This window comes from Ornithinimicrobium ciconiae, assembly GCF_007197575.1.
Taxonomy (GTDB): Bacteria; Actinomycetota; Actinomycetes; order Actinomycetales; family Dermatophilaceae; genus Ornithinicoccus; species Ornithinicoccus ciconiae.
The window spans coordinates 1241701-1267195 of record NZ_CP041616.1 but is presented as its reverse complement, the minus strand read 5'-3'; the positions used below and the strand labels follow the sequence as shown (position 1 = coordinate 1267195).

Genomic DNA, 25495 nt, shown 5'->3' with positions numbered 1-25495 from the left:
CACCTCAGGCATCCGGTGGTGACCATCCTGTCGGCGGGAAGTCCTATCGTGGGGATATGTGCGGTAGGTACGCGGCCACGGCAGATCCCGATGAGCTGATCGAGGCCTTCGAGGTTGATCTCGATGCCACCGATCAGCCCTCGCGCAGCGTCCTGGTGAATCCCCAGGACCCGCCTGCGGGCACCCCGGACTTCAACATGGCGCCGTCCAAGCAGGCACCCGTGGTGCTCACCCGCACCCCACGTGGCGAGGTTGCGGACCGGGGTGAGCAGGCCGACCCGATCCGTCAGGCGCGCCTGCTGACGTGGGGCCTGGTGCCGTCCTGGGCCAAGGACCCCAAGGTCGGCCTGCGGATGACCAACGCGCGTGCCGAGACCCTGCTGGACAAGCCCTCCTTCGCTCGCGCGGCGACGGCCCGCCGCTGCCTCGTTCCCGCCGCCGGCTGGTATGAGTGGCAGGTCTCCCCCGTCGCCAAGGACGCCAAGGGCAAGCCACGCAAGCAGCCGTTCTTCATGCACCGCGGTGACGGCGAGCAGCTGGGCTTCGCCGGGGTCTACGAGTTCTGGCGTGATCGGAGCGCTCCCGAGGACGACCCCACGGCGTGGATCGTCAGCTTCACGATCATCACGACGGCGGCCGAAACGGGGCTGGACCGGGTGCACGACCGCCAACCCGTCGTGCTGGAGCGGGCCGCCTGGCAGGACTGGCTCGACCCGACACTGACAGACCCTGACGAGGTCAGGTCCCTGCTGGAGTCCCCCGGGCCGGGCCGCTTCGAGGCCTATCCGATCAGCACCGCCGTCAACACCACGCGCAACAACGGGCCGCAGCTGCTCGACCGTCTCCCTGACGATCACCTGGTCGGCGCGGTCAACCCAGCCACCGGAGAGGTGCTGGGCGGATGATCGCCGAACCCATCACGGTGCAGACCAGTGAGGGGCCAGCCGCCGTGCGGGTCCACCCGTCGGCGCAGGACACGCGCGGGACGATCGTCCTCGGACATGGCGCGGGCGGGCCGTTGGGCTCCTGGCCCAAGGATCTGCAGAGCGTGCTGACCGCGACTGCACACGGGTGGACCGTCGTCCTGGTCGAGCAGCCGTGGCGCCTCGCCGGCCGCAAGGTGGCCAGCAGGCCACCAACCCTGGACGCGGCCTGGACCGAGTTGCTGTCCGCTCTCGACACCGGTCTCGACGCCGGTCACACCGGTCTCGACACCGGTCTCGACGCCGGTCCCGCCGGACTCAGCGCACTCCGCCACCCACTGCCACGCCCCCTGGTCGTCGGGGGTCGCAGTGCTGGAGCTCGGGTGGCCTGCCGCACCAGTCCCGGCGACCCGGACGCCGGTCTGCCCCGGGCTGACGGAGTCCTGTGCCTGTCCTTCCCGCTGCACCCGCCCGGCGGACCGGACAAGAGCCGCAGCGCCGAACTGGCCACTCCGATCAACCTGACGATTCCGACCCTCGTCGTGCAGGGGGGTGCGGACCCCTTCGGTTCCCCCGCTGAAATTCTCGTTGCCCTGGCAGCCGGGATCGAGGGACGCCCACTCGACACGGCCTCCCTCGATCTGGTCGAGGTCCCCGGCAACCACTCCCCCTCCCGCGACCAGGACCTCGTGACTCACTCGGTGATGTCCTGGCTCGAACAGTTAGGTTAGAGGCCAGAGGCAGACAGATCGTCACCACGACCGGCCGAAACAGAGGAGCACCATGGTCTTCCGCAAGCTCGCCCGTCCCCTGCTCGCCAGTGCCTTCATCACCCGAGGCATCGACGCGCTGCAGCACCCGGGCTCCCGCATCCCCGCAGCCCAGAAGTTCTCGGCTGCTGTCGCCGAGCCCCTCGGCGTTCCCAACGACCCGGAGCTGTTGGTCCGCGTCAACGGCGCGGTCATGGCCGGCGCCGGCACCCTGCTCGCCCTCGGCAAGTTCCCCCGGGTCGCAGGAGCCGCACTGGCACTCAGCCTGGTGCCCGCCACCTTCTTTGAGCACCGCTTCTGGGAGGAGGAGGACCCGGAGGTCAAGGCGGCCGAGAAGAAGCAGTTCTTCGGCAACCTCGGACTGCTCGGTGGTGTCGTCCTGGCCTCCCTGGACACCGCGGGCAACCCGAGCCTGGTGTGGCGCACCAAGAACGCCGCTCACATCGCCTCCCTCGAGTCGCAGCTGGCGGCCAAGAACGCGGTCTCCGCGGTCTCCGACAAGCTGCCCTTCTGAGCACCGTGAGCTGGTCTGCTCCGGCGTCCGCACATCCCGTCTCGGGCTCTGTGGGGGTGCCCGGGAGCAAGTCGCTGACAAACCGTCACCTGCTGCTGGCCTCGCTGGCCGACGGACCGAGCACGCTGCACCGTCCGCTGGTCTCCCGCGACACCGAGTTGATGCTCGGGGCGGTCCAGGAGCTGGGTGTCGAGGTGCAGCGTGCCGCTGACGACACCACCTGGGTCCTCACCCCGCCGCCGGCGCCGCGTGCCGGTGGCAGCATCGACTGCGGACTCGCGGGCACCGTGCTGCGTTTCGTCCCACCCGTGGCAGCCCTGGCGGAGGGACCAGTCCACTTCGACGGCGATGAGCGTGCACGGTCTCGTCCGCTCGCGCCGCTGCTGGACGCGCTGGATCAGCTGGGCGTCACCGTCGACCACGGTGGACGCAACACCCTCCCGTTCAGCGTCGTCGGCACCGGCTCCGTGCTGGGCGGCGACATCGGCGTGGACGCCTCGGCCAGCTCGCAGTTCGTCAGTGCCCTCCTGCTCGCCGCCCCGCGCTTCGAGCGCGGGCTGACGCTGCGGCATACGGGCAACGCACTGCCCAGCACCCCGCACATCGCGATGACCGTCCAGGCCCTGCGGGAGAGCGGGGCCCAGGTGCAGGTCCCGGAGCCGGGCGTCTGGCGGGTCGCTCCCGGCCCACTGCACGGCCGAGAGGTCGACGTCGAGCCTGACCTGTCCACTGCCGCCCCCTTCCTCGCCGCCGCAGCCGCCACCGGCGGCACCGTGGAGGTGCTCGGCTGGCCCACCCGGACCACCCAGGCCGGGGACCAGATGCGCCAGATCCTGACCGAGATGGGCTGCCAGGTGCAGCTCAGCACAGACTCCGGCTCGGGCTCCGGCTCCGGCTCCGGCTCCGGCTCCGGCTCGGGCACCGGGACGCTCACCGTGACCGGACCCGCCCCCGGTGAGCTCCGCGGCGCGGATCTGGACCTGCACGACGTCGGCGAGCTGACACCGGTCGTGGCCTCCCTCGCCGCCCTCGCGAGCTCGCGCTCCCGGCTCAGTGGTGTTGCCCATCTCAGGGGGCACGAGACCGACCGTCTGGCGGCCCTGGAGGCCGAGCTGGGACGGATGGGTGGTGACGTCACCCAGACCGAGGACGGTCTGGTGATCGTCCCGACTCAGCTCCAGCCCGCGGCCTTGCACACCTATGAGGATCACCGGATGGTGATGGCCGCGGCAGTTCTGGGCCTGCGCGTGCCGGGCACCGAGGTCCTGGGGGCGGCGACGGTGGCCAAGACCTTCCCCGGTTTCGAGGACGCCTGGACCAGGCTCGTGCTGGGCGATGCCTCTGCCGAGTCACAGACCAGCACCCACTCCGACGACGCCAGCGGCGGTCGCGGGTGAGTCGTTACGACCACCTCGACGAGTCGGCTGTCCGGGTCCGCCCCTCCCGGCGCGGCAGCCGACCGCGCACCAAAGAACGACCCGCGCACGACGACGCGGTGGAGGGTCTCGTCATCGGCGTGGACCGAGGGCGCTACACCGTCCGCCTGGATGAGCGATCGGCCACCGCCATGCGCGCTCGAGAGCTGGGCCGCAAGAGCATCGTGGTCGGCGACCACGTCGGCCTGGTCGGCGACACCTCCGGCGGACCGGATGCACTGGCGCGCATCGTCAGGGTTCTCCCGCGCTCCTCCGTGCTGCGCCGCTCCGCAGACGACAGCGACCGCGTGGAGCGGGTGATCGTGGCCAACGCCGACCAGATGGTGATCGTCACGGCGCTGACCAACCCCGAGCCCCGCCCACGGATGATCGACCGCTGCCTGGTCGCCGCCTATGACGCCGGGCTCACCCCGCTACTGGTGCTGACCAAGTCCGACCTCGCCTCGCCCGACCACCTCCTGGGGATCTACGCACCCCTCAACGTGCCCGCTGTCGTCACCTCCCTCGACCCGGACACCGGGCTGGGTGCTGGCGTCGAGGAGGTGCTCGAGCACCTGCTCGGCAAGGTGAGCGTCTTTGTCGGCCACTCGGGGGTCGGAAAGTCGACGCTGGTCAACGCGCTGGTGCCGGATGCCCACCGGGCCACCGGAGGGGTCAACGTGGTGACCGGCCGTGGTCGGCACACCTCCACCAGTGCCGTGGCTCTCGAGGTGCCGGGGGGCGGCTGGGTGGTGGACACCCCGGGCGTGCGCTCCTTCGGTCTGGGGCACGTGGACCCCAGCACCTTCATCGAGCACTTTCCCGACCTGGCGCAGGGAGCTGCGAAGTGCCCGCGCGGGTGCAGCCATGACGAGGAGGAGTGCGCCCTGGACGCCTGGGTCGCCGCCGGACACGCCGGCCCCTCCGGCGCGGCCCGCCTGGAGTCCCTGCGTCGGTTGCTCCGCAGCAGGACCAGCGACTCCTAAACCATTTTGAGAGAGGTTTCGTAGGTCTCCCACGCATTCTTGGAGGGGTTTCGTAGGCCTCCCACGCATTTCTAGAGAAGTTTCGTAGGCCTGCCCGCCGACTTGGAGAGCGTCGGCACGGGCTCCACCGACTTCGCACCCCAGGGCACTAGCGTGGTTGAAATGGCCACATTCGAGGATGACCTGCGCCTCGCCCACGTCCTGGCGGATGCGGTCGAGCGGACCACGCTCGACTCGTTCCGCGCCGACAGCCTGCAGGTGAGTTTCAAGGACGACGGCAGCGTGCTCAGCCAGGCAGACACCGAGACCGAGGAGTTGCTGCGCCACCACCTGAGCCGCACCCGTCCCCGCGACGTGGTGCAAGGTGAGGAGCTCTCGACCACCGGGCACGGCAACCGACGGTGGATCCTCGACCCGATCGACGGCACCGCCAACTACGTGCGCGGCGTGCCGGTCTGGGCGACGCTGATCGGGCTGGTCGTCGACGACGAGCCCGTGATGGGGCTGGTCGCGGCACCAGCGCTGAACCGACGCTGGTGGGCGGCCTCCGGCTCCGGGGCGTGGACCGGTCGCTCACTGTCCCGGGCCACGCGCATCCGGGTGTCCGACACCTCCCGCATCGAGCACGCCTCACTGTCCCAGTCCGACCAGAACTCCTGGGACGGGCACCTCCAGCGTGACGGCTTCCTCCGCTTGGCTCGTGCCTGCTGGCGCACCCGGGCCTACGGCGACTTCTGGAGCCATGTGCTTGTTGCCGAGGGGGCGCTGGACATGGCCATCGAGCCTCAGGTGGCGCTGCACGACATGGCAGCCCTGGCGCCCATCCTCACCGAGGCAGGAGGCCGTTTCACCGACCTGAGCGGCGCCGACGGCCCGTTCGGGACCAGCGCGGTGAGTTCCAACGGACACCTGCACGACGACATACTGACGCACCTGCGAGGCGACCTGCCTGACCAGACAGGCTGACAGAAGGCTGCTGACCTGGCAGGATAGACAGGTGCCAACCCCCCGCACCCTCCTTTTCAGTTGCCTTGCTGCGCTGCTCGCGCTGTCCGGCGTCACGGGTGTCGCACACGCCAACGGGGATGACACCGACCTCGAGCGCCACGACCCTGAGCTGCTGCTCGGCGTGGTCACCAAGCAGCAGCCGGTCGCCCCCCTCGACTACGCACCGGACGACCTGGAGCGCGTCCCCGGCACGGACTACGAGCTCCGGGCGGAGGTGCTGGAGCAGTTGGACCTGCTGTTCGCCGCCGCGGAGGAGGAGGACCTGGGCCTGCGCGTGATCAGCGGCTTCCGGTCCTACGACACCCAGGCCGGCACCTATGACTACTGGGCGCGGCACTACGGCCGAGCCTCGGCCGACGCCACAAGCGCTCGCCCGGGGCACAGTGAGCACCAGACCGGCCTGGCCGTCGATCTCGACAACACCACGGGCACGTGCTACCTGGACCCCTGTTTCGGTGAGACCAAGGAGGGTCGCTGGGTCGCCGAGCACGCACACGAGTTCGGGTTCATCCTCTCCTACCCGCAGGGTGCACGGGAACGGACGGGCTATGCCTACGAGCCGTGGCACCTCCGCTACGTCGGGCCGGCGGTGGCCGGCGACATGCATACCCGAGGGATCGCCCTCCTGCCGGACTACCTGGGGGCCCCGGCCTCCTCCGTGCGGATCGGGGAGCTGCTCGGCTCCCTCGGCTGAGCTCGCGGTCAGACGCGCGGCTGGGACACCACGTCCACCGGCCCACGGCCGAGTTCCTCGATGCCCTTGGCGTGCTGCGCGTCACCGACCAGGATCACCGTCCACGGCTCGCCGCGGTGCCGGTCCCAGGCAGCGCGCGCGACGTCAGGGTCCAGGGTGCGCACCTGGTCCACGGTCCGTGTCACGAAGTCGACACCGAGACCGTCCAGCGCCAGCGAGACCGCCTCTGCCGCGACCGCCTCACAGGTCGCGAACCGACCGGGCGCGGTGCGCGCCTGGTATCCCGCAGCATGCGAGAGCTCGTCGTCGGTCAGGTCTGACCCCTGCAGGTCAAGGATGTCGAGCAGGGCCGCGACAGCCTCGACCGTGACCTCCCCGCGCACCGAGCCCAGGGCAGTGAACAACCCGGTGCGGGTCCGTGGGCGGAAACCGGCCCGGATGCCGTAGGTATAACCTCGCTCCTCGCGCAGGACCCGGTCGATCCGTGCCTGGGGAGAGCCCCCGACCGCGAAGGACAGGACCTGGTAGGGCCCCCACCCCAGGGGGTCCGAGCGGGTCGGTCCCGGTCCCCCGAGGTGCAGCTCGGTCTGCACGGCCCCGGGGCGGTCCACGAGCACGATGCGTCCGGCTGTGGCTGCCCGCGTGCCAGGATCCACGGTCGCCGGCCGATGGCCAGGGACGCTGGCCCACGGCGCGAAGGCGGTCTCCAGCAGGGTAGGCAGGTCGATGCCGGACAGGTCTCCGGCCACCGCGAGCACGGCACCGTCGGGGTGGACCGTCGCCGCGTAGTAGTCGCGGACAGCCTCGGCCGTGATGGTCGACACCGTCTCACGGCTGCCGCCACCGGGTCGCGAGGCGCGGTCCGCCGAGTCGAAATAGGTCGCGATGAAGTGCAGGGCCGCCAGGCTCCCGGGGTCGGCGTGGTCCTGACCGATGTCAGCCACCCGGTGCCGCACCTCCCTGCGCACCTCCGCCTCGGGGAAGGTTGCCTCGGTCAGACACTCGACCATCAGGTCCAGCGCCGCGCCCAGGTTGCGGCTGATGACGTCGAGCTCGACGAGGAAAGCGCGCTCCCCCACTCCCGCGTGCAGCGCGATCCCCTTGCGGTCCAGCAGTTCAGCCATCTCATCTGCGGTATGCCGGGCAGTCCCCTGGTCGAGACACCGCGCCATGATCAGGCCGACCCCCTCGACCTCCTTCGGCTCACCTGCCAACGGGGCCGGGATGCCGAGCTGCACGGACAGGACGTGCTGACCCGGCATGTCGAAGGCCTGGACCGCCACACCGTTGGAGAGCACGAACCGGTCCGGCTGCGGGAAGCTCCAGGGAGCCGGCTCCGCAACGACGGGACGCGGGCCCGCGGGAGTGGTCACGCCGTCGGCGCTCACGCCACAGTCTCCGTGACCGGCTGCTGCGCGTCGGTGAGCGGGTGCTCGGTGGTCAAGGACACGGTGGTGAAGGACACGGTGGCGCGTGAGTCGGGGGTCAGCCAGCGGGCCGCCGCCTGCCGTATCTGTTCTGCGGTCACTGCGCGGACCTGGTCCAGGTAGGTGTTGATGTGCTCGGGGTCGTCGTGCAGCAGCGTGTAGTGGCTGATCAGGTCGGCCCGCTCCTGGTGGCTGGCCAACGCCTCCAGCCAGGACCGCTCCGTGTCGGCCAGGGAGGACTCCAGCTCGATGGGCGTCGGCCCCTCGGCGGCGAACCGCTCGAGCTCAGCACAGACTGCCTCCTCGATCTGGCGGGGGTCAGCACCCTCTGCCACATCGATGCCGAGGAAGCCCAGCGACGCACCGTCGATGAGGCCCAGGGAGGCTCCGGACACGCTGATCGCGACCTCCTCGTTTCGCACCAGACGACGGTGGAGGCGGCTGGTGGGCAGCGAGCCCAGGGCGTCCAGGGCCACGGAGCAGGCCAGGAACTCCGGGGTGTGCGCGACCGGGAGCCGAAACCCGAGGTAGAGCCGGTCGTTGGGCACGTCATCGGCACGGTCCAGGCGGGGAGCGGTGGTGAGCGGTTCCAGCTGGGGCCGTGGCTCCTGCGGCGCGGGTGTCGGTGCCGCCAGGGCGCCCCAGTGACGCCGCACTGCCTCGAACCCGGCCTCGGCGGTGATGTCGCCCACCAGCGTGAGGACCGTGTTGCCCGGGGCGTAGTGCCGCCGGTAGAAGTCGTGAACGTCCGCCAGATCGGCGGCGTCCAGGTCGTCCATGGAGCCGATGGTCGGATGGTGGTACGGGTGCCCCTCCTCGAAGACCAGGGCACCAAGGTCAGCGATCGCCGTGCCGTAGGGCTGGTTGTCGTAGCGCTGCCGCTTCTCCTCCTTGACCACGTCACGCTGGTTGTCCAGGTTGGCCTGGGTCACGGCCTCGAGCAGCCGGCCCTGCCGGTCCGCCTCCAGCCAGAGCGCGAGGTCGAGTGCGCCGGTCGGCACGGTCTCGAAGTAATTGGTGCGGTCGAACCAGGTCGTGGCGTTGAGGGTGCCGCCCTGCTCCATGAGCAGCGAGAAGTGCTCTCCCTCTCCGACGTTGGCCGACCCCTGGAACATCAGGTGCTCGAAGAGGTGGGCCAGGCCGGTGTGTCCGGGCTGCTCGTGGCGAGAACCGACACCGACCCAGATGTTGACGGTGACCGTCGGCACGGTGTGGTCGGAGCTGACGACGACCCGCAGCCCGTTGGGGAGCGTGTCGGTCGCGATGGGATAGTCCAGCGGCATGCTGGCCACTGTAAACACGTTCCGGTCAGGCACCGAACCGGACGACCCAGGCTGCCCTGCCGAACCGACGGACACAGCAGCCGGACCAGGGACTCAGTCCTGGTCGTCGCTCTTCCAGCCGAGGTTGCGTGCCGCCCGACCGGGAAGGTTGTCGGCCCTGTGCATCGCCATCCGACCGAAGACCTGCTGCTCGGTGATGTTTCGCTCAGCACGCCCCCTGCCCAGGAAGCTGACCGCCCAGCGCAGCAGGGTCGTGACCCGCGACTTGAAGCCGATGATGTAGACGAGGTGCACTCCCAGCCACAGCAGCCAGGCCACGAAGCCGGTGACCTTGATCTTGCCAATCTCCGCGATGGCGCGGAACCGGGAGATCGTGGCCATGTTGCCCTTGTCGAAGTAGGCGAACGGCTCGGTGACCGGCTTCCCGCCGAGGTCTGCCTTGATCTTCTTGGCGGCGTAGCGCGACTGCTGGATCGCGACCTGCGCGACCCCGGGGAGGTTGTCGAGAGCCATCATGTCTCCGACGACGAAGACCTCAGGGTGCCCGGGCAGCGTGAGGTCGTCCTGGACCGGGATTCGGCCCGCCCGGTCGACCTCGATGCCGACCTGGTCAGCAAGCTGCCGGGCCAACGGGGAGGCGGCCACGCCAGCGGCCCACACCTTGGTGAGTGCCTGGATGCGGTGCGTCTCGCCTGCCTCGTCCTGATAGGCGAGCCCCCGCGCATCGACGTCGACGACTTTGGCGTTGAGGAGCACGTCGACACCCAGTTTCTCCATCGCCCGCCGGGTCTTGGCCTGCAGCGACTCGTCGAAGGAACCGAGCACGGCCCCGGCCGCATCCATCAGATAGATCGTGGAGTTGCGGGGGTCGATGTGGCGGAAGTCGTGCTTGAGGGTGCGGTGGGACAGCTCGGCCAGCTGTCCGGCCATCTCGACGCCGGTGGGGCCGGCGCCGACCACCACGAAGGTGGTCAGGGCCTTCGCCTCCTCGTGGCGGCCGTCCGCGGCGGCGAGCTCGGCTAGCTCGAAGGCCCCGAAGATGCGTCCGCGGAGCTCCAGGGCGTCGTCGATGCTCTTCATGCCGGGCGCGAAGTCAGCGAACTCGTCGTGCCCGAACCAGGACTGGGCGGCACCCGCGGCGACGATCAGATAGTCGTAGGAATAGGTCCGCGGCACGTCCAGGGTGGTCGCCGTGACCGTCTTGGAGGTCACGTCGACCGCTGTCACGTCGCCGAGCTCGACCTGCACATTGTCCTGGTGCGCCAGCACCTCACGGGTCGCCGGAGCGATCTCCCCAGGCGACAGGATGCCCGTGGCCACCTGATAGAGCAGCGGCTGGAACAGGTGGGTCGTGGTGCGCGCGATGAGCCTGATGTCGACGTCCGCACGCGCCAGGGCACGCGCGGCAAAGAGACCGCCGAAGCCGGAGCCGATGATGATCACCCGAGGGCGCTGAGCAGTGGAATTCATGGAGTTCCTCCTCTGGTGAGGTCAACAGCGACCTCACCACGAGTATGCCGTGCTGCTGCCCCTGAGTGTCGTGATCTGCCCCACGCTCACCACATCCGGCGCCGACCTAGAGGCAGGTGCTGCTTCCCAGGCAGGTCCTGCCCACAGGACGGGAACGAAGCCCCAGGACACAGCGAAGGCCCCCAGATCTCTCTGGGGGCCTTCGTTCGCTACTGAGTAGCGGGGGCAGGATTTGAACCTGCGACCTCCGGGTTATGAGCCCGGCGAGCTACCGAGCTGCTCCACCCCGCGTCGGTTCATCCAGCATACGTCACCCCTGCAGGCCCAACCAAATCCGCCGACCGCACGAAGCGGTCGGCGGATCTGGGTTGGCTCTAAACCCTGCCCGTCAGGGGGTTGCGGTCGCCTCGCTGTCGTCCGTCGGAGTCGGCTCCACGCTCACCGAGCCGCCCTCGGGTGACAGCTCGATCGCCCGCGAGATCGCCTCGTCCAAGCGGGTTTGCGCCTCGGCGTAGGCCTCCCAGTCACCGTTGCGCAGCGCCTCCTGGCCATCGTCATAGGCCGCCTGGATGTCGGCCACCGCGTCGGCGAGGTCCCCGCTCGGCGGCGTCGTCGGCTCAGCGGTGGGGTCCTCACCACCGTCGGTGGGCGGCACCACGGGATCAACTGGCTCCTCGGTGCCGGTGCCCTCGTCGGCCGCGGTGGCTCCGGAGTCTCCACCGAAGAGCTCGTCCAGGGCACCGTCGAGGGTGTCGGACCAGGCCAGTTCGTTGCCGAAGGAGACCACGACCAGGCGCTGGAGCGGATAGGAGGAGCTCCCCGCCGCCCGCACATAGACCGGCTCCACATACAGGAGTCCGCCACCGACCGGCAGGGTCAGCAGGTTGCCGATCTGCACCACCGAGCCGGCCTGCCGGTTCAGCGTCAGGAACTGCGACAGGGTCTGGGTGAACGCCTCGGAGTTGGCGTTGGAGGACTCGATCTCGTTCTGGAACTGGCCCGGACCGGTCACCGTGGACTCGCGCGGCAGCTCCAGCAGCCGCATCTGTCCGTAGCCCTCACGTTTCTCGCCCGCCGTCTCGCCGGCGTCGGCGTCCACCGCCAGATAGCCCACAAGGTTCTGCCGGTCACCGCCTGGGATATAGGTGCTCGTCAGCGAGAAGGTTGGCTCCTCCTGGCCCGGCATCGCGATGCTCAGGTAGTAGGGCGGCATCGCCACATCGGTGTCACCGGGGGCACTCTCGTCGGCCGCGACCTCCCAGAAGTCCTGGCCGCCGAAGAAGGCTTCAGCCGTGTTCACGTGGTAACGCGTCAGCACCTCCCGCTGGACCTTGAACAGGTCCTCCGGATAGCGCAGGTGTCCCATCAGCTCGGCGTCGATCTCCGACAGCGGCTGCACCGTGTTGTCGAACGCGGAGGACCAGGCCTTGAGCAGCGGGTCCTCCTCGTCCCAGGCATAGAGAACGACCTCTCCGGTGTAGGCGTCAACCGTGGCCTTGACCGAGTTGCGGATGTAGTTGATGTCGCCCTGACCGATCGAGCGCACGTTCTGCGAGGTCGTCACGAGCGAGTCGGTGGTCGCCTCGCCAAGCTGCTCGAGCTTGCTGTAGGGGTAGTTGGCGGACACGGTGTAGCCGTCCACGATCCAGGTGATGCGACCGTCAACGACCGCCGGGTAGGGGTTGCCGTCCAGGCGAAGCCAGGGAGCCACCCGCTCGACCCGCTCGCGCGGCTCGCGGTGATCCAGCATCCGGGACTCCGGACCCACGCTGTCAGACAGCAGGATCTCGACCTGGCGGTACTTGATCGCGTAAGCCAGCTGGCGCGGGAAGGACCCCATGGCGACACCACCACCGCCGGCGTAGGTGTTTCGGGTCTCACCGGCGTCGGCGAGGCTGTCGGGATAGTCGAGCTCGCGGGGCGTCGCCCCGTCGGGGGCGCCGACGATCGAGTATGACGGCGAGTGCTCACCGAAGTAGACCCGCGGCTCGAAGTCGCCCAGCTCACCGACCGGTGGGATGTTCCGGTGGTAGAAGATCGGCTCGCCGTCCTTGGTGCGCTGGTTGCCGTAGGCGGCGACCAGACCGAAACCGTGGGTATAGACCGTGTGGTCGTTGACCCAGTTGCGCTGGGCCGCGGGGATGCCGTCGAGGCGTAGTTCGCGGACCGCGACCACGGTGTCCACGGTCTCACCGTCGACGTCATAGCGGTCGACGTCCAGAGCGTCCGGGAACTGGTAGTAGTTGCGGACACCCTGCAGCTGGCGGAAGGTGTCGGACACGATGGCTGGGTCGACGATGCGGATGCCGGGGATCGTGGCTGCGTCCTCGCGCAGCTGTCCCGGGGTCGCCTCGGTGACGGCGTCATAGTCGGTGATCTTGGTGTCGGTCAGACCGTACGCGTCCAGTGTCGACTCGATGTTGCGCTGGATGTAGGGCTCCTCCAGCTGCGCCTCCGACGGCTTCACCCGCAGGTTCTGGATGAGTGCGGGATAGGCGCCACCGACCAGGAGCGCGATGACCACGAGGCCGGCGAGGCCGATCAGCGGCAGACGCCAGGTGCGGGTCCAGATGGTGGACAGGAAGAGGATGGCGCAGAGCAGGGCCGCGATGGCCAGCACCCCACGGGTCGGGAGGACGGCGTTGACGTCCGTGTACGTCATACCCGTGATGAGCTCGTGTTTGGCGGTGGCCAGGGAGTAGCGCTCGATCCAGTAGGCGAGGGCGCGCACGCCCACCAGCAGTGCGGCCAGGACCGCCAGGTGGATGCGAGCGGCACGGGTGGTGCGCTCCCCCGGACCCTGCAGCTGTAGCCCGCCATAGATGTAGTGCGTCATCGCTGCAGCGATGAGGGCCAGACCCAGGGTGAGGGTGGCAAAACTGATCAGCACGTTCAGCCAGGGCACCGTGAAGACGAAGAAGCCAACGTCGATCTTGAACTGCGGGTCCTGCACGCCGAACGGCTGGCGGTTGAGCCAGAGCAGCAGGGTCTGCCACTGGGCAGCCATCGCCGACCCGGCAAACAGGCCGAGCAGGACCGGGGCGCCGATGAAGACCAGGCGACGGACAGGATCCAGCGCCGCGCGGTAGCGGTCCAGGTTGATCTGCTCGGGACTGCTCGGGGCATAGATCGGACGGTTGCGATAGGCCAGGTGCAGCGAGCTCCACACGAGCAGGCCCGTGACGATCCCGGCCCCCAGGAAGAGCACGACCTGGGTGAGCAGTCGAGTGGTGAGCACGGTGCGGAAGCCGACCGAGTCATACCAGAGGAACTCGGTCCACAGCTGGGCGAGCCAGGTCAGCGCTATGAGGACACCGAGCAGGATCAGGACCGTCGGCAGGAAGCGTCCCCGTCCACCGACTCCGGGGCGTCGGCCTGCGCCGGCACCGCCGCCCGCTCCCGCTGCTGGCTCTCGGGGGCCCTCCTCGCGCCCGCCGAACCCGAAGGGGTCCGCCGCCGCCCGGTCCCAGGGGTCCTTGGGCGCCTTGGCCGAGTCGTTGTCCGGCTCCTCCGGAGTCGTCCCGTCACGCTCAGTCACTGCTACCCGCTTCCTCATGGCCGGTCGGCCCGGCCTGGCCTGGTTTGTGTTTCCCCAACGCTAACCCAGCGACCCCGGCAGAACGGCTTTCAGGTCACAATCCGTGACCTGGACGAGACAACCCGCACTGCCGGGAGGGCGACGCGAGGTGGCACCATGGCCGGGTGCCCGACATGACAGAGATCCTCACCAAGGCTGCCGCCGACACGGAGCGCCACGTCGCCAGGCTCGGATGGGACCAGGCGCCCAGGCTGTTTGCCCTGGTCCGCACAGACTCCTTGATGGAGGCCGAGCCAACGCTGCGCGCAGAGTTGGAACAGGCTCCGGCGGACGGATTGACCTCGATCGAGCAGGAGGGGCTGCGCAAGACCTCCAACATCGAGTCCCTGCTCGGCACGCTGGGCTGGCCCGAGGCCGTGGACGGCGTCGCGATCGCGCTGGAGCGGATCGTCGTGCCCCCGGAGGCCGAGCGCGACCTCCCCCTCAGTCCGACCGCAGCGACCGAGGCGCTGGCAGCCCACCCGACGCGCAAGGATGTGCGCCTGGTCGCGGCCGTCCTGCGCAGCGGCGAGTCGGTGTGCCTGTTGCGCCAGCGCGAGCACGACAGTGACGATGCCGTCGCGATCGGCAAGGACATCGCCCCCGGGCTGGTCGAGGCGCTGCGCGCCACGCTGTCCACCTGAGCGGCTCAGGGGCGCCACGCCTGTCCACCTGAGCGGCTCGGGTGCCACGCTGTCCGCCTGAGCAGGCTCCGGGGCGCCACCTGCGCAGGCGCGACTCGGGCCCCTGAACCGGGAGGCGCCTCCTGAAGTGGGTCAGGAGCACCGGGGCACGGTGATGTCCTCATCCTCGCCCAGTGCCTCCACGATGTCCCGCGCCTGGGTGAAGTTCTCGATCCTGATGACCTCCAGGTCGCCGGGGATCCGCCCGACGACCTGGGCACAGTTGGCCGCGGGGGCCAGGAAGTAGTCCACGCCCTGCCGCTCGGCGGCATACATCTTCTGCACGATCCCGCCGATGCCGCCGACGGTGCCGTCCGAGTTGATCGTGCCGGTCCCGGCGAAGCGCTTGCCCCCCGTGAGCGGTCCGGGGGTGATCTTGTCGTAGATGGCCAGGGAGAACATCATGCCGGCGGACGGACCGCCGACATTGCCCGCGTCGATCGTCACCTCATAGGGCAGATCGAAGTCACTGGCCAGATAGACGCCGATGATCGTGCGCGGCGGCGCGTCCGGCTCGAGCGTGTCAGGGTCGCTCTCCCCCGTGGGAACGTCCAGCTCGATCTCCTCGCCGTCGCGCAGCAGCGTGAAGGACACCGCGTCACCGGGCTCGTGCTCCTGCAGCTGGACACGCACCTCCTCCGGGTTGTCGATCTTGGTGCCGTCCACCGACAGGATCTGGTCATCGACCTCAAGAGCCTCAGCGGCCGGAGCACCCTTAATGATCTGGCCGACCTTGACCTCCTCGGGCACCTCGATCCCGGTCGCGCGCAGCGCGACCACCGCGGCCCCGAGCTGCGACTGGGTCATCAGCTGGACGTTCTCCTCCTGGATCTCCTGCGCGGTCACGTCAGGCGGATAGATGTCTGCCGCATCGAAGACGTCGACGGCCGGGTCCAGCTCGGCAAGCAGCCAGTCCCAGGCCGTCACGTCGGACCGTGGCCCGCCGTCGATGATGATGGTTAGGAAGTCCAGGGAGCCACTGGTCTCATAGGTCTCCAGACCCTCGACGTTCACGATCGGCTGGCCATCGATCTCACCGAGGGTGTCGTGGACCCCTGCTGGGCGATAGAGCACCTTGTCCACGGTGACGAGGTTGAGCAGCGCCATCGCGATCACGAGCACGACCGCCAGCCCCAGGGCCAGCCCGGTGGTCCACCCGATCCGGGTGTGCGGCGGGTGGGCGGCACGTCGCCCATCCGCCGGACGCCGGTAGTAACTCACAGACCGACCCACTCGGTCGAGCCGGTCTCGAACAGCTGCTTCTTCCAGATCGGCACGGTGGCCTTCAGCTGCTCGATCAGGGCCCGACATGCCTCAAAGGCCTCCGCCCGGTGCGCTGCGGACACCGCGCACACCACGGCCGTGTCACCGACCGCCAACTCTCCCTGGCGGTGCACTGCGGCGACGTGCAGGACCCCCGGCAGGCGCCCGATCTCTTCGGCGACCCGCGCCAGGTGCTGCTCGGCGTCGGGGTGGGCGCTGTAGTCCAGCCGCACGACCCCGCTCTGACCCCCGTCGTGGTCCCGCACGGTGCCCACGAAGAGGGAAACCGCGCCGGCCTCCGGGTGCCTGACCCAGTCCAGGACCTCGTCCAGGGACGGCCCGGACTCCACGATCTGCGCTCGGACCACCCGCTGCTCGTCTGTTGTCACCGCTCCATCATCCAACACCGGGCCGAGAAGACCCTGAGGGTCCCCGTCCACCGCGCTCAGGTCCGCCGCGCTCAGGTCCGCCGCGCTCACGTCCGCCGCGCTCACGTCCGCCGCGCTCAGGTCGGCCCTCAGGTCTGCCCGCTCACGTCCGCCGGCTCACGTCCGTCGTCGACGACGCCGCAGGAGCGCCGCGGTGGCCACGACCGCCACCGCAGCGCTGGCGGCGCCAGCCGCTCCGAGTGCGGCATCCCGGCGCTCCAGACGGCGGACGGTCGCGCCCGCCCCTGTCCGGGCCTCCTCCAGCAGCGTCGCCAGGCATGCCGCATTGTCGTATGCCGGTCGCCACCCGTGCTCGAGCAGCGTCACCGGCTCGATGACCCACGGGTGTGAGATATAGGCCAGGTCGGTCGGGGGCAGTGGCAGCACGCCCAACCGGTGGAGCCGGTCGGCCGCACCGTGGGCGGCTGTGGGTGCCACCGAGACGTGCCGCAGCCCGGAGAGCTGCTCGACCTGCTCCTGCGTCAGGCTCCCCGGGGCTCCCACCGCGACGGCGGGGCCGAGACCGTCGTGCAGCACGGTGGCCACGGCCGACCCCAGGTCCTCGACGTGACAGAACTGCCAGTGTGGCTCAGTGCCCTTGAGCACCAGCATGCGCGGTGCCTCGAAGTGCCGCGTGATGATGCTGTCCACACCCGGCCCGACGATGGCGGCAGGCCGCACCGAGGTGATCCGCACCGAGGGGTGGACCCGACGGGCCGTGTCGAGCAGTTCCTCCACCTCCACGAGGTCGGCGATCATCCCCTCGACGTCGGCGGAGCGCAGCGGGCTGTCCTCCGCAAGCGGCACCGGGTTGTCCTGGCGTGCGCCATACACCATGGCGCTGCTGAGCACGACAACATGGCTGACCCCTGCGGCCGCCGCTGCGACGGTCAGGGTCTGCACCTCCCGGATCATCCTCGCTCGACGTGCCTGCGGGTCCTCGGCCAACTCGTTCCTGAGGTCGACGCCGTGGGCCGGGTGCACGACCGCCTCGATGCCCCGCAGCGCGTCGACCACCTGCGGGGACTCCAGATCCGTCAGCCGCCAGCGCAGGCGCAGGCCCCCGGCAGTCCCGGAGCGTTGGTCCACCCCGGTCACCTGCTCCCCCGCCCGGATGAGCTGTTCCGCCACCGCCTGGCCCAGTGCGGAGCGAGCGTGCGTGACGGCTACCTGCAGCGGGCGCGGGCTACGCCCAGAGCGAACGCGGTCCATCTGGGAACTCATGACCGTCTCCTCATGTTCACTGAGTGTCTGGATGCCGAAGCGGCATACGCGCCCCCGCGAGGCGGCCCGGAGGAACCATCCTCCCAGCACAGGCATGATGAGCAAGCCGATCAGGACGACGGAAGGACAGAGCCGTGCCGGACGAGACGAATCCCGAGGCCCCGGGCCCCGACGAGAACGACACCGGAGGCAACGAGCCCATGGGTTTCCGTGGGCGCGGTGAGGCTGGCTCCGGGTCGCCCTCAGGTGGCCCAGGAGAACACCGCAGCGACGCTGGCTCTTCCCCTGGCGAAGGCAGCCCTGACAACACCGGCGCCGACCCCCTCGGGGCCCTCTTCGGTGGAGACCTGCCGCCGGAGCTGCGCGAGCAGCTGGAGTCCATGGGTCTGGGTCAGATCGACCCCGCCATGATGCAGATGGTCCAGGCCCAGGTCCAGGCCATGATGGCCGGATCGGACGACGGGAGAGCGGTCAACCGTGACGTTGCCACCGACGCCGCGCGCAAGACCGTGGCTGCCGTGGGTGATCAGAGCATCTCGGAGGCCACGGTCCGTGATGTGGAACAGGTCGTGCAGGTCGCCACGCTGTGGCTCGACCAGGTCACCGACCTGGCACCGCCCGAGGGGCGGGCACGGGCCCTGAGCCGGGCGGAGTGGGTTGAACTCAGCACCCCGGCCTGGCAGACCCTGACCGAGCCGGTGGCGGCCGGAGTCGCCGCCGCGATGACGGGAGCGATGCAGGAGCAGTTGCGCGAGCTCGGCGACGGTGAGCTCCCCCAGATCCCGGGCCTGCCTGCCGGGGTCGACCCGCGCACGCTGCTGGGACAGATCGAGCCGATGATGCGTCGGATGAGCGCAGGCATGTTCGGCGCACAGGTCGGTCAGGCCATCGGCACCCTCGCCACGGAGACCGTCTCGGGCACCGAGGTCGGCCTGCCGCTGCTCTCCGGCGAGGTGGTGGCGCTCCTGCCGGCCAACGTCGCCGCGTTCGCCGAGGGGTTGGCCATCGACACTGGCGAGGTGCACCTCTATCTCGCGGTCCGTGAGGCGGCCCGGGTGCGGCTGTTCGCCGCCGTGTCCTGGCTGGGTCCGCAGCTCATGACGGCGGTGCAGGACTATGCACGCGACATCCGGTTTGACACCGACGGCATCGAGCAGGCCGTGCGCTCCGTCGACCCGAACGACCCGCAGGCGATGCAGGAGGCTCTCGCCGGGTCGTTGTTCTCTCCCGAGCCGAGCGAGGCCCAACGCGCAGCACTGACCCGGCTGGAGACCTACCTCGCACTGGTCGAGGGATGGGTCGACACCGTGGCCGGACGGGCGACGGAGCAGCACCTGCCCCACGCCCAGGCTCTGGCTGAGGCGGTGCGCCGTCGCCGGGCGACGGGAGGCCCAGCAGAGAAGACGTTTGCCTCCCTCGTCGGGCTCGAGCTGCGACCCCGACGGTTGCGAGACGCTGCGAACCTGTGGGCCGCCCTGGAGTCCGAGGCGGGACCGGCCGCGCGCGACCGAGCATGGGAGCACCCTGACCTGGCCCCGGGTGCCGCCGACCTGGACGACCCGCTGGGCTTTGTCGCGCGGGTCACCTCCACCGACACCGACGACACCAACCTCGATGAGGAGCTGCAGCGGCTGCTGCGCGACGAGGAGTCCTGACCCCCGCCCCTCACGTGTCGAGGTCACCGTCGGCGTCGTCTGCCGGGATCTGCCGTCCCATGCCGAAGGCGACGCCCTGGAGGAAGGTCGTCGCCTCGTCATAGCGCTCGTAACGGTGCACGAGGGCCTTGAATCTGGGGCCGTGATTGGCCTCCAGCAAATGGGCCAACTCATGGATGATGACGCTGTCCACCACCCAGGACGGCATCCGCTCCAGGTCCGTGGACAGGCGAATCGCACCCGTTGCTGGGCTGCAGGAGCCCCACCGGCGCAGCTGGTTGGTCACCCAGGTGACCGAGACCGGCCTCGCCCGGCCGTCGAGATAGCGCTCGGACAGCGCCATCGCCCGGCCCATCAGGTCGGCCCGCTCCAGACGTCGCCGCGCCTGGGCTCGCAGGTGTCGGGCGAGCAGGTCCTCCACGTGCCCCTGCTCCTGCTCGCGCGTCAGCCCCGTCGGCATCAGCACCACGAAGGTGCCGGCCTCCATCCGGGCGGACACGGTGCGCCGCCGACGCGCGCTTCGCCTGATCTCGACCGGCGGCTGATCCGGGTCTGACGGCACGCGGCTGTCGTGGCCAAGGGGTCTGCGGGTCATGGATGGTCACGTTAGCCGGATCGTCCGACAGCCAGTCGCGCGTGTCCACAGCCGCCCGACACGCAGGGAGTTGAGCACGGATTTTGCCGGTTTTGTGCGTGCAGGAGTCTAGGCTGGAACGGAAATGCAGGTCGCACGACCTGCACGAGACGGGCTCCGGCCCGCGAATGAAGAGGAGTGAGTGACCATGGCTGAGACCAACGAGACCTACCAGGGCGAGTTCTACTGCGTGAAGTGCAAGGAGAAGCGCGAGGCTGAGGGTCGTGTGGTGGAGACCAACGGCCGTCGCATGGCCAAGGGCGTGTGCCCGGTGTGTGGCACCAACCTCAACCGGATCCTCGGCAAGGCCGCCAGCGCCTGATCCCAGGAACTTTTGCCTGTGCGAGGGCGGGTCGGTGAACACACCGACCCGCCCTCGCGCGTTTCCCGACGTCGCTGGGGACCTGTGGACAGCCGGTGCGCGCCGACAGGGTCGGATGGCAAGGTCACCGCATGTGCCCGATGGTCCGACTCCGCCCCACCGCCCGACCCGTGCGCCGCGGTCCCGGCGAGGTCCAGTTTGGCCTGGCACCAGGCCACGGGATCGTCCTCGCGGGGCTGAGCGAGGCCGAGTCCGACCTGTTGCTGTCACTCGCCGGTGACGCGGGCACCTCCCGCGACGCGGCCCTCGCTCGTCGGTTCGGGGTTCCCCAGTCTCGGGTGGACCAGTTCGTCAACACCCTGCGCGCACACCACCTGCTGATGGATGCGGGTGATGCTGCTCGGCTGGCACCGGTCCAGGAGCCACCACTGCTCGCCGTACCAGGAGCCGGGCCGATCGTGGAACGCATCCGGCAGGAGTTTGTGGACGCCGGGTGCCGGGTGACCGCACACGGGGACCCGGGTGTCGAACGGACCGAACTGGTCGTCCTCTGTGCGCTCGACGCCCTCACCCCGGACGCGGGGCGGGCGTGGCAGGCGGCCGGCACCGCCCAGGTGCCGGTGGTGCTGCGGGCGGACGCCGTCGTCATCGGCCCCCTGATCCATCCCGGGAAGTCACCCTGCTTGCGCTGCCTGGACCTGCACCGTCGAGACCGGGACGGCGCCTGGCCGCGCATCCTGTCTCAACTTGCCTGTGACACAGACGATCTGACCAGCCTGGTTGCCGCTCCTGAGACGCAGGCTGCGGCGGTTGCGGCACTCGTTGTCATGGTGGCGCTGGAGTCCCTCATCTCGCCCCAACCCGCCGTCGGGATCTCGTGGCAGATCTCCCTGCCCTGGCCGGACGTGCGCACCCGCCGGTGGGAGCGACACCCGCACTGCCCGTGCCTGTCAGAGCCGTCGAGACGTTGAGCCCGTCGGGAAGAGCACCGGGATGACAACCCCACGTCCACCGCGTCTGGTTCCTGGACGGACACAGCAAGCGGGGCCGACACACGCTGGGTGCGTCGACCCCGCCTCGGTGGGTCCTGCGGCTGGAGCCGGGCGTCAGTCGCGCTCGGCTGCCGCTGGTGCGGTCCCGGCGCGCGCCGGGTGGCCGCCACGGGTCCTAGACCCGGTGCTGGCGCTGAGCGGTCGGCCGCAGGCTCATCGTGAGCTTCTGCCGGTGCTGCAGCTCCAGGTTGGTGGTTCGCTCCAGATGGGCGGCGCGAGCCAGTTCCTGTTCCATCAGGTGATACATCAGTTCTCCTTCGAAAGGTGCTGGGTTGTCGCCTCACGCGGCGACAGGGTTCTTGCGGGGGCGTCCGCGGCGCCGCTTGCGCGGCACCACGACACCTTGGAGGACGAGTTGTCCGCCCCACACGCCCCACGGTTCGCTGCGCTCCAAGGCCTGCTGCAGGCAGAGCGCCCTGATGGGGCAGTCGCCGCAGAGGGCCTTGGCGGTCTCGACGTCCTCGGGCAGCTCGGCGAACCACAGGTCCGCTGGGTGCTCCCGGCACGGGAGCCGGTCCGGGTCGGTGGCTGGTCCCCCGACCAACCAGGGGGACGATGGTGCGGTGTCCTCGACGTCCATGACGTCTGCGTGGGTTGACACGCTCATGCCTCTCTCACGTGGTGTGCAGTTCCGGTGTGGGCCCGCGGCCCGGTGCTGATCAGTCATGACTTGGCTCCTTGTGGGAGGACCCAGGTCTTGAGCACCTACGAGATGCACAAAGGCCGCGGATCCTCTGTTGGGGTTCCGCGGCCTGCGAGGGAGAGTCGGATCTAGCCCGGGATCCTCACAGCAAGGAACGCCACATCGGTGGCAGGGATGGTGTCGGCGCCGGCAACGGCCCCGAAGAGGCCGGTGCGGACGATGCGCTCACGCTCCACAAACGAGCTGGCGGCATCACGGCACACGGCACCCTTGGTGCCAGCCACGTCGATCAGCTTGATGTTGTTCATGTTCCCGCCTCCTCTCGCTCACATCTGTGGACCCCCGGTTGTCACCCCCGGTGGCTCGGTCAGGAACTACCGTACGCGGGTCCCCAACGACGGCGCAACGGAATTAATCAAGAATCTTTCCTTGAAGTGTGAACAACCTCCTGGCCTGCAAGAACAGTGAGGACATCGTCCCCATAGAGCGCCAGTTTGCGCGGTCCCACGCCCGGGATCTGCGACAGCGCGTCCACCGAGTCCGGGCCGGTCTCGGCGATGGCGGTCAGTGTCGCGTCCGTGAAGACGACGAAGGCGGGGACCTCCTGCTCCCGGGAAATCTCGAGTCGCCAGGCCCGCAATCGGTCGAAGGTTGCCTCGTCGTAGGTGGGCGGGCAGTCAGCGCACCGACCGATCTTGCGCTCGGCCGCCGACTCGAGCACCGCACCACAGGTCCGGCAGTTCTTGGGTCGACGGGGTTTGCGCGCAGCGGGAGCCGAGGGCCGACTGCCCGGACCGGTGGTCATCCCCAGCACCCGGGCGGCCGGCTGCAGGAAGCGTGTTGGTTTGCGTCCGGCCCGCCCTCCAGCTCCCCGTGCGGCTGCCCAACTCAGCCGCAGGTCTCGGCGTGCCCGGGTGAGCCCGACATACAGCAGCCGTCGCTCCTCCTCGATCCGCTCTGCGCCCTCGGCCATGGAGATCGGCATGAGTCCCTCGCTGCACCCGATGAGGAAGACGGCATCCCACTCCAGCCCCTTGGCCGCGTGCAGCGAGGCGAGGGTCACTCCCTGCACGGTCGGGGCGTGCTGCTCGGTGGCTCGGCGGTCCAGTTCGGCGACGAACCCGGCGATCCGCAGCTCCGGCTCCGACGCGGAGAGATCATCGGCCAGGTTGGCCAGCGCTTCCAACGACTCCCAGCGCTCCCGGCTCGCCGCGCCGGCCGCTGGCGGCTCCGGGCTCCACCCGGCGCCGCCGATGACGTCGCGCACGGCCGTGCCCAGTGGTGCGCTACCACTGTCCCCACGGCTGGCCCCGCGCAGCAGCAACAGTGCCTGACGGACCTCGGTGCGCGAGAAGAACCGCTCGCCACCGCGCACCAGGTAGGGGACGTCGCGGGAGGCGAGCGCGGACTCCACCGCCTGGGACTGCGCGTTGGTGCGAAAGAGGACCGCGATCTGGCTGGCGGGAGTGCCGGTGCCGATGAGCTCGCGGATTGCGTCTGCCACACCGGCAGCCTCGGCCATGTCATCGGGGTATGCCGTGACTCCGGGCGCGGGGCCGGCCGCACCCTCCGCCCGCAGCTCGATCCCACCACGGGCTCCGGCGCCGAGCACGAGATTGGCCACCTGGACGATCTGCGGTGAGGACCGGTAGTTGCGCACCAGGCGGACCACCGTGGCCTTGGGGTGGCGTCGTGGGAACTCCAGGAGGTGCGTGGGCGAGGCACCGGTGAAGGAGTAGATGGTCTGTGCCGGGTCACCGACCACGCAGATCTCCTGGCGCCCACCGAGCCAGAGGTCGAGGAGTTGCTGCTGCACCGGGTTGACGTCCTGATATTCGTCGACGACGAAGTGCCGGTACTGGTCACGCACCGAGGCCGCGATCCTGGGGTGCGCGTCCAGGATGCCGACCATGAGCAGGAGGACATCCTCGAAGTCGATGGTGTGCCGCTCACCCTTGACGTCCTCATAGGTGCTCATGAGGCGGGCGACCGCCGTCGGGTCCAGGCCGGCGACCCCGTCCCGCTTTCCGGCCACCTCCTGCGGATAGTTCTGTGGGGTGATCAGGTTGACCTTGGCCCACTCGATCTCCGACGCAAGGTCGCGCAGGGCCGGTCGGTCCAGACGCAGCCGCAGACGGCCCGCGGCCTCGGCCACCGCAGGCGCCTTCTGGGCAACGACCTCTGGCGGCGCGCCGCCGACAGCCTGGGGCCAGAAATACTGCAGCTGACGCAGGGCTGCGGCGTGGAAGGTGCGGGCCTGGACACCAGGCACGCCCAGCGAGCGCAGCCGCGTGCGCATCTCACCGGCGGCGCGGGCGGTGAAGGTGACCGCCAGCACCTGGTGGGCGTGGTAGGTGCCGGACCACACGCCATACGCGATGCGGTGGGTGATGGCGCGGGTCTTGCCGGTCCCGGCGCCGGCCAGCACACACATCGGCCCCGTCGGGGTGGCGGCGACCGCATGCTGCTCGGGGTCCAGGCCGCTCAGGATGTCGTCGGCAGAGGCGGGCCGGCCCTCGACTGCCCCGACGGGCAGGGTCACCGGACCGCCCGGGAGGCTCCCGGGCGGGCACCCTGCAGGTCGCTCGCGGCCTCCAGCGGGCCGCCCAGCCAGTGCTCGATGAGGTGCCGGGCGATCGAGACGCGTGGGGGCAGACCGATCTCGCCGGCGCGGGCGGCCAGGGAGAGCTCACCGCGGCTGAACCAGGCCGCCTCGACGATCTCCACCGGGTCCGGGGTGATCGTCGTGCCGTTGGTGCGTGCCGTGTAGCCCACCATCAGGGAGGCGGGGAAGGGCCAGGGCTGGTTGCCCTTGTAGGACAGGTCGTGCACCTCCAGGCCCACCTCCTCCAGCACCTCACGGCGCACCGCGCTCTCCAACGACTCACCGGCCTCCACAAAACCAGCCAGCACCGACAGTCGTCCCTCGGGCCAGTGGGGGCCGCGGGCGAGCAGGATCCGTTCGTCTGGGTCGACCACTGCCACGATGATCGCGGCGTCCGTGCGCGGGTAGTGCTGCGAACCGTCCTGGGTGCAGCGCCGCACCCAACCGCCCTCCTCCACCTCGGTGGTGGAGCCGCACCGGGGGCAGAAGCCGTGCCGGGCGTGCCAGTTCGCCAGGGCGACCGCAGTGGTCAGCACCCCGGAGTCGGTGTCGTCGAGCTCTGCGCCGGCCTCTCGCAGGGAGCGCCACCCCGGGCTCTCCACCGGGTCGGCGCCTCCCTCCAAGTCCTGGACGACGGCCACGTAGTCGATGCCCTCGGCGTCGTGGCCCAGATAGAGCGTGCTGAGGCTGGAGTCCGCAAACCGGGGTGCCCGGTGGACCAGCCGCAACCGTCCGTCGACCCGGCAGGTGAGGGCACGCCCGTCGGCTAGGTCGATGACGCGGGTGCTGGCGTCCGCGAGCGCACGTGAGACCGGATCGCCGTCCCGTCTGCCGTTTCCGTTGCGGTGGAGGGTTCCCCGGGAGAGCGACAGGTCGAGCAGTGCCTCCGAATCCAAACTCACCACTCCACTGTAGGCGC

General features: G+C 69.8%; 24 protein-coding genes and 1 tRNA gene. 11 read left to right on the top strand and 14 right to left on the bottom strand.

Going from position 1 to position 25495, the window contains the following annotated elements:
* Positions 1-56 precede the first annotated feature (56 nt).
* The 7 genes from FNH13_RS05850 to FNH13_RS05820 all read left to right on the top strand — a co-directional run bounded on the left by FNH13_RS05850 (position 57) and on the right by FNH13_RS05820 (position 6310).
* Complete coding sequence (locus FNH13_RS05850; RefSeq protein ID WP_143782602.1) at positions 57-905, top strand: SOS response-associated peptidase; 849 nt, start codon at positions 57-59, stop codon at positions 903-905.
* A complete protein-coding gene (locus FNH13_RS05845; protein WP_143782601.1) occupies positions 902-1654 on the top strand; it encodes an alpha/beta hydrolase family protein in 753 nt (250 codons plus the stop codon). The genes FNH13_RS05850 and FNH13_RS05845 overlap by 4 nt, the downstream gene beginning before the upstream one ends.
* A 52-nt stretch (positions 1655-1706) precedes the next feature.
* Positions 1707-2207 carry a DoxX family protein gene (locus FNH13_RS05840; RefSeq protein WP_143782600.1) on the top strand — a complete coding sequence of 167 codons (501 nt, stop codon included), beginning with the start codon at positions 1707-1709 and terminating at the stop codon, positions 2205-2207.
* Positions 2208-2263: 56 nt separating this feature from the next.
* Positions 2264-3604 (top strand): 3-phosphoshikimate 1-carboxyvinyltransferase, encoded by a 1341-nt coding sequence (gene aroA, locus FNH13_RS05835; protein ID WP_229576575.1) that lies wholly within the window; start codon positions 2264-2266, stop codon positions 3602-3604.
* On the top strand, positions 3601-4608 hold the full coding sequence (gene rsgA / locus FNH13_RS05830) for a ribosome small subunit-dependent GTPase A (protein ID WP_143782599.1): 1008 nt from the start codon (positions 3601-3603) through the stop codon (positions 4606-4608). Before aroA ends, rsgA begins: the two co-directional genes overlap by 4 nt.
* Positions 4609-4770: 162 nt before the next feature.
* Positions 4771-5574, top strand: coding sequence for an inositol monophosphatase family protein (locus FNH13_RS05825; RefSeq protein ID WP_143782598.1), 804 nt, complete (start codon positions 4771-4773; stop codon positions 5572-5574).
* A gap of 31 nt (positions 5575-5605) precedes the next feature.
* On the top strand, positions 5606-6310 hold the full coding sequence (locus tag FNH13_RS05820) for a M15 family metallopeptidase (RefSeq protein ID WP_165700028.1): 705 nt from the start codon (positions 5606-5608) through the stop codon (positions 6308-6310).
* Positions 6311-6318: 8 nt separating this feature from the next.
* Here the strand turns inward: FNH13_RS05820 and FNH13_RS05815 are convergent, their stop codons facing one another.
* The 5 genes from FNH13_RS05815 to FNH13_RS05795 form a co-directional block, all read right to left on the bottom strand.
* Positions 6319-7698, bottom strand: coding sequence for a M16 family metallopeptidase (locus tag FNH13_RS05815; protein ID WP_143782596.1), 1380 nt, complete (start codon positions 7696-7698; stop codon positions 6319-6321).
* Positions 7695-9020 (bottom strand): M16 family metallopeptidase, encoded by a 1326-nt coding sequence (locus tag FNH13_RS05810; RefSeq protein ID WP_143782595.1) that lies wholly within the window; start codon positions 9018-9020, stop codon positions 7695-7697. Before FNH13_RS05810 ends, FNH13_RS05815 begins: the two co-directional genes overlap by 4 nt.
* Positions 9021-9113: 93 nt before the next feature.
* On the bottom strand, positions 9114-10490 hold the full coding sequence (locus FNH13_RS05805; protein WP_143782594.1) for an NAD(P)/FAD-dependent oxidoreductase: 1377 nt from the start codon (positions 10488-10490) through the stop codon (positions 9114-9116).
* A 217-nt stretch (positions 10491-10707) separates the two neighbouring features.
* Positions 10708-10781, bottom strand: a tRNA-Met gene (locus tag FNH13_RS05800).
* A gap of 97 nt (positions 10782-10878) precedes the next feature.
* Positions 10879-14028 (bottom strand): UPF0182 family membrane protein, encoded by a 3150-nt coding sequence (locus tag FNH13_RS05795; protein ID WP_228266609.1) that lies wholly within the window; start codon positions 14026-14028, stop codon positions 10879-10881.
* 173 nt (positions 14029-14201) lie between these two features.
* On the opposite strand from FNH13_RS05795, the gene FNH13_RS05790 reads away from it, so the two are divergent.
* Positions 14202-14711, top strand: coding sequence for a PPA1309 family protein (locus FNH13_RS05790; protein WP_143784960.1), 510 nt, complete (start codon positions 14202-14204; stop codon positions 14709-14711).
* Positions 14712-14843: 132 nt separating this feature from the next.
* Here FNH13_RS05790 and FNH13_RS05785 read toward each other — a convergent pair whose 3' ends face one another.
* From FNH13_RS05785 to FNH13_RS05775, 3 genes are all read right to left on the bottom strand, one after another.
* Positions 14844-15971 carry a YlbL family protein gene (locus tag FNH13_RS05785; protein WP_165700027.1) on the bottom strand — a complete coding sequence of 376 codons (1128 nt, stop codon included), beginning with the start codon at positions 15969-15971 and terminating at the stop codon, positions 14844-14846.
* Entirely contained in the window at positions 15968-16402 is a 435-nt protein-coding gene (locus FNH13_RS05780) for a molybdenum cofactor biosynthesis protein MoaE (RefSeq protein ID WP_228266608.1), read from the bottom strand. The genes FNH13_RS05785 and FNH13_RS05780 overlap by 4 nt, the downstream gene beginning before the upstream one ends.
* 156 nt (positions 16403-16558) lie before the next feature.
* Positions 16559-17665: an NAD-dependent epimerase/dehydratase family protein gene (locus FNH13_RS05775; protein ID WP_165700026.1), complete on the bottom strand. Its 1107-nt coding sequence runs from the start codon at positions 17663-17665 to the stop codon at positions 16559-16561.
* Between the two features lie 134 nt (positions 17666-17799).
* Here FNH13_RS05775 and FNH13_RS05770 point away from each other — a divergent pair, with 134 nt between their 5' ends.
* Positions 17800-19320, top strand: a complete 1521-nt coding sequence (locus FNH13_RS05770) for a zinc-dependent metalloprotease (protein ID WP_228266607.1) — start codon at positions 17800-17802, stop codon at positions 19318-19320.
* Between the two features lie 10 nt (positions 19321-19330).
* Here FNH13_RS05770 and FNH13_RS05765 read toward each other — a convergent pair whose 3' ends face one another.
* Positions 19331-19915, bottom strand: coding sequence for a M48 metallopeptidase family protein (locus FNH13_RS05765; protein WP_143782590.1), 585 nt, complete (start codon positions 19913-19915; stop codon positions 19331-19333).
* Between the two features lie 187 nt (positions 19916-20102).
* Here FNH13_RS05765 and FNH13_RS05760 point away from each other — a divergent pair, with 187 nt between their 5' ends.
* Both FNH13_RS05760 and FNH13_RS05755 read left to right on the top strand, forming a co-directional pair.
* Positions 20103-20276, top strand: a complete 174-nt coding sequence (locus tag FNH13_RS05760; RefSeq protein WP_143782589.1) for a DUF5679 domain-containing protein — start codon at positions 20103-20105, stop codon at positions 20274-20276.
* Positions 20277-20407: 131 nt separating this feature from the next.
* The gene (locus tag FNH13_RS05755; RefSeq protein WP_143782588.1) at positions 20408-21247 is read left to right on the top strand and encodes a TOMM precursor leader peptide-binding protein; all 840 of its coding nucleotides are present in this window, start codon (positions 20408-20410) and stop codon (positions 21245-21247) included.
* A gap of 196 nt (positions 21248-21443) precedes the next feature.
* Here the strand turns inward: FNH13_RS05755 and FNH13_RS19735 are convergent, their stop codons facing one another.
* The 5 genes from FNH13_RS19735 to nudC all read right to left on the bottom strand — a co-directional run bounded on the left by FNH13_RS19735 (position 21444) and on the right by nudC (position 25478).
* Positions 21444-21575 (bottom strand): hypothetical protein, encoded by a 132-nt coding sequence (locus FNH13_RS19735; RefSeq protein ID WP_267873009.1) that lies wholly within the window; start codon positions 21573-21575, stop codon positions 21444-21446.
* A 33-nt stretch (positions 21576-21608) separates the two neighbouring features.
* Positions 21609-21935 carry a WhiB family transcriptional regulator gene (locus tag FNH13_RS05750; protein WP_228266606.1) on the bottom strand — a complete coding sequence of 109 codons (327 nt, stop codon included), beginning with the start codon at positions 21933-21935 and terminating at the stop codon, positions 21609-21611.
* A 164-nt stretch (positions 21936-22099) separates the two neighbouring features.
* Positions 22100-22279: a hypothetical protein gene (locus tag FNH13_RS05745; protein ID WP_143782587.1), complete on the bottom strand. Its 180-nt coding sequence runs from the start codon at positions 22277-22279 to the stop codon at positions 22100-22102.
* 107 nt (positions 22280-22386) lie between these two features.
* Entirely contained in the window at positions 22387-24513 is a 2127-nt protein-coding gene (locus tag FNH13_RS05740) for an ATP-dependent DNA helicase UvrD2 (protein WP_228266605.1), read from the bottom strand.
* Entirely contained in the window at positions 24510-25478 is a 969-nt protein-coding gene (nudC, locus tag FNH13_RS05735) for an NAD(+) diphosphatase (RefSeq protein WP_202878872.1), read from the bottom strand. The genes FNH13_RS05740 and nudC overlap by 4 nt, the downstream gene beginning before the upstream one ends.
* Positions 25479-25495 lie beyond the last annotated feature (17 nt).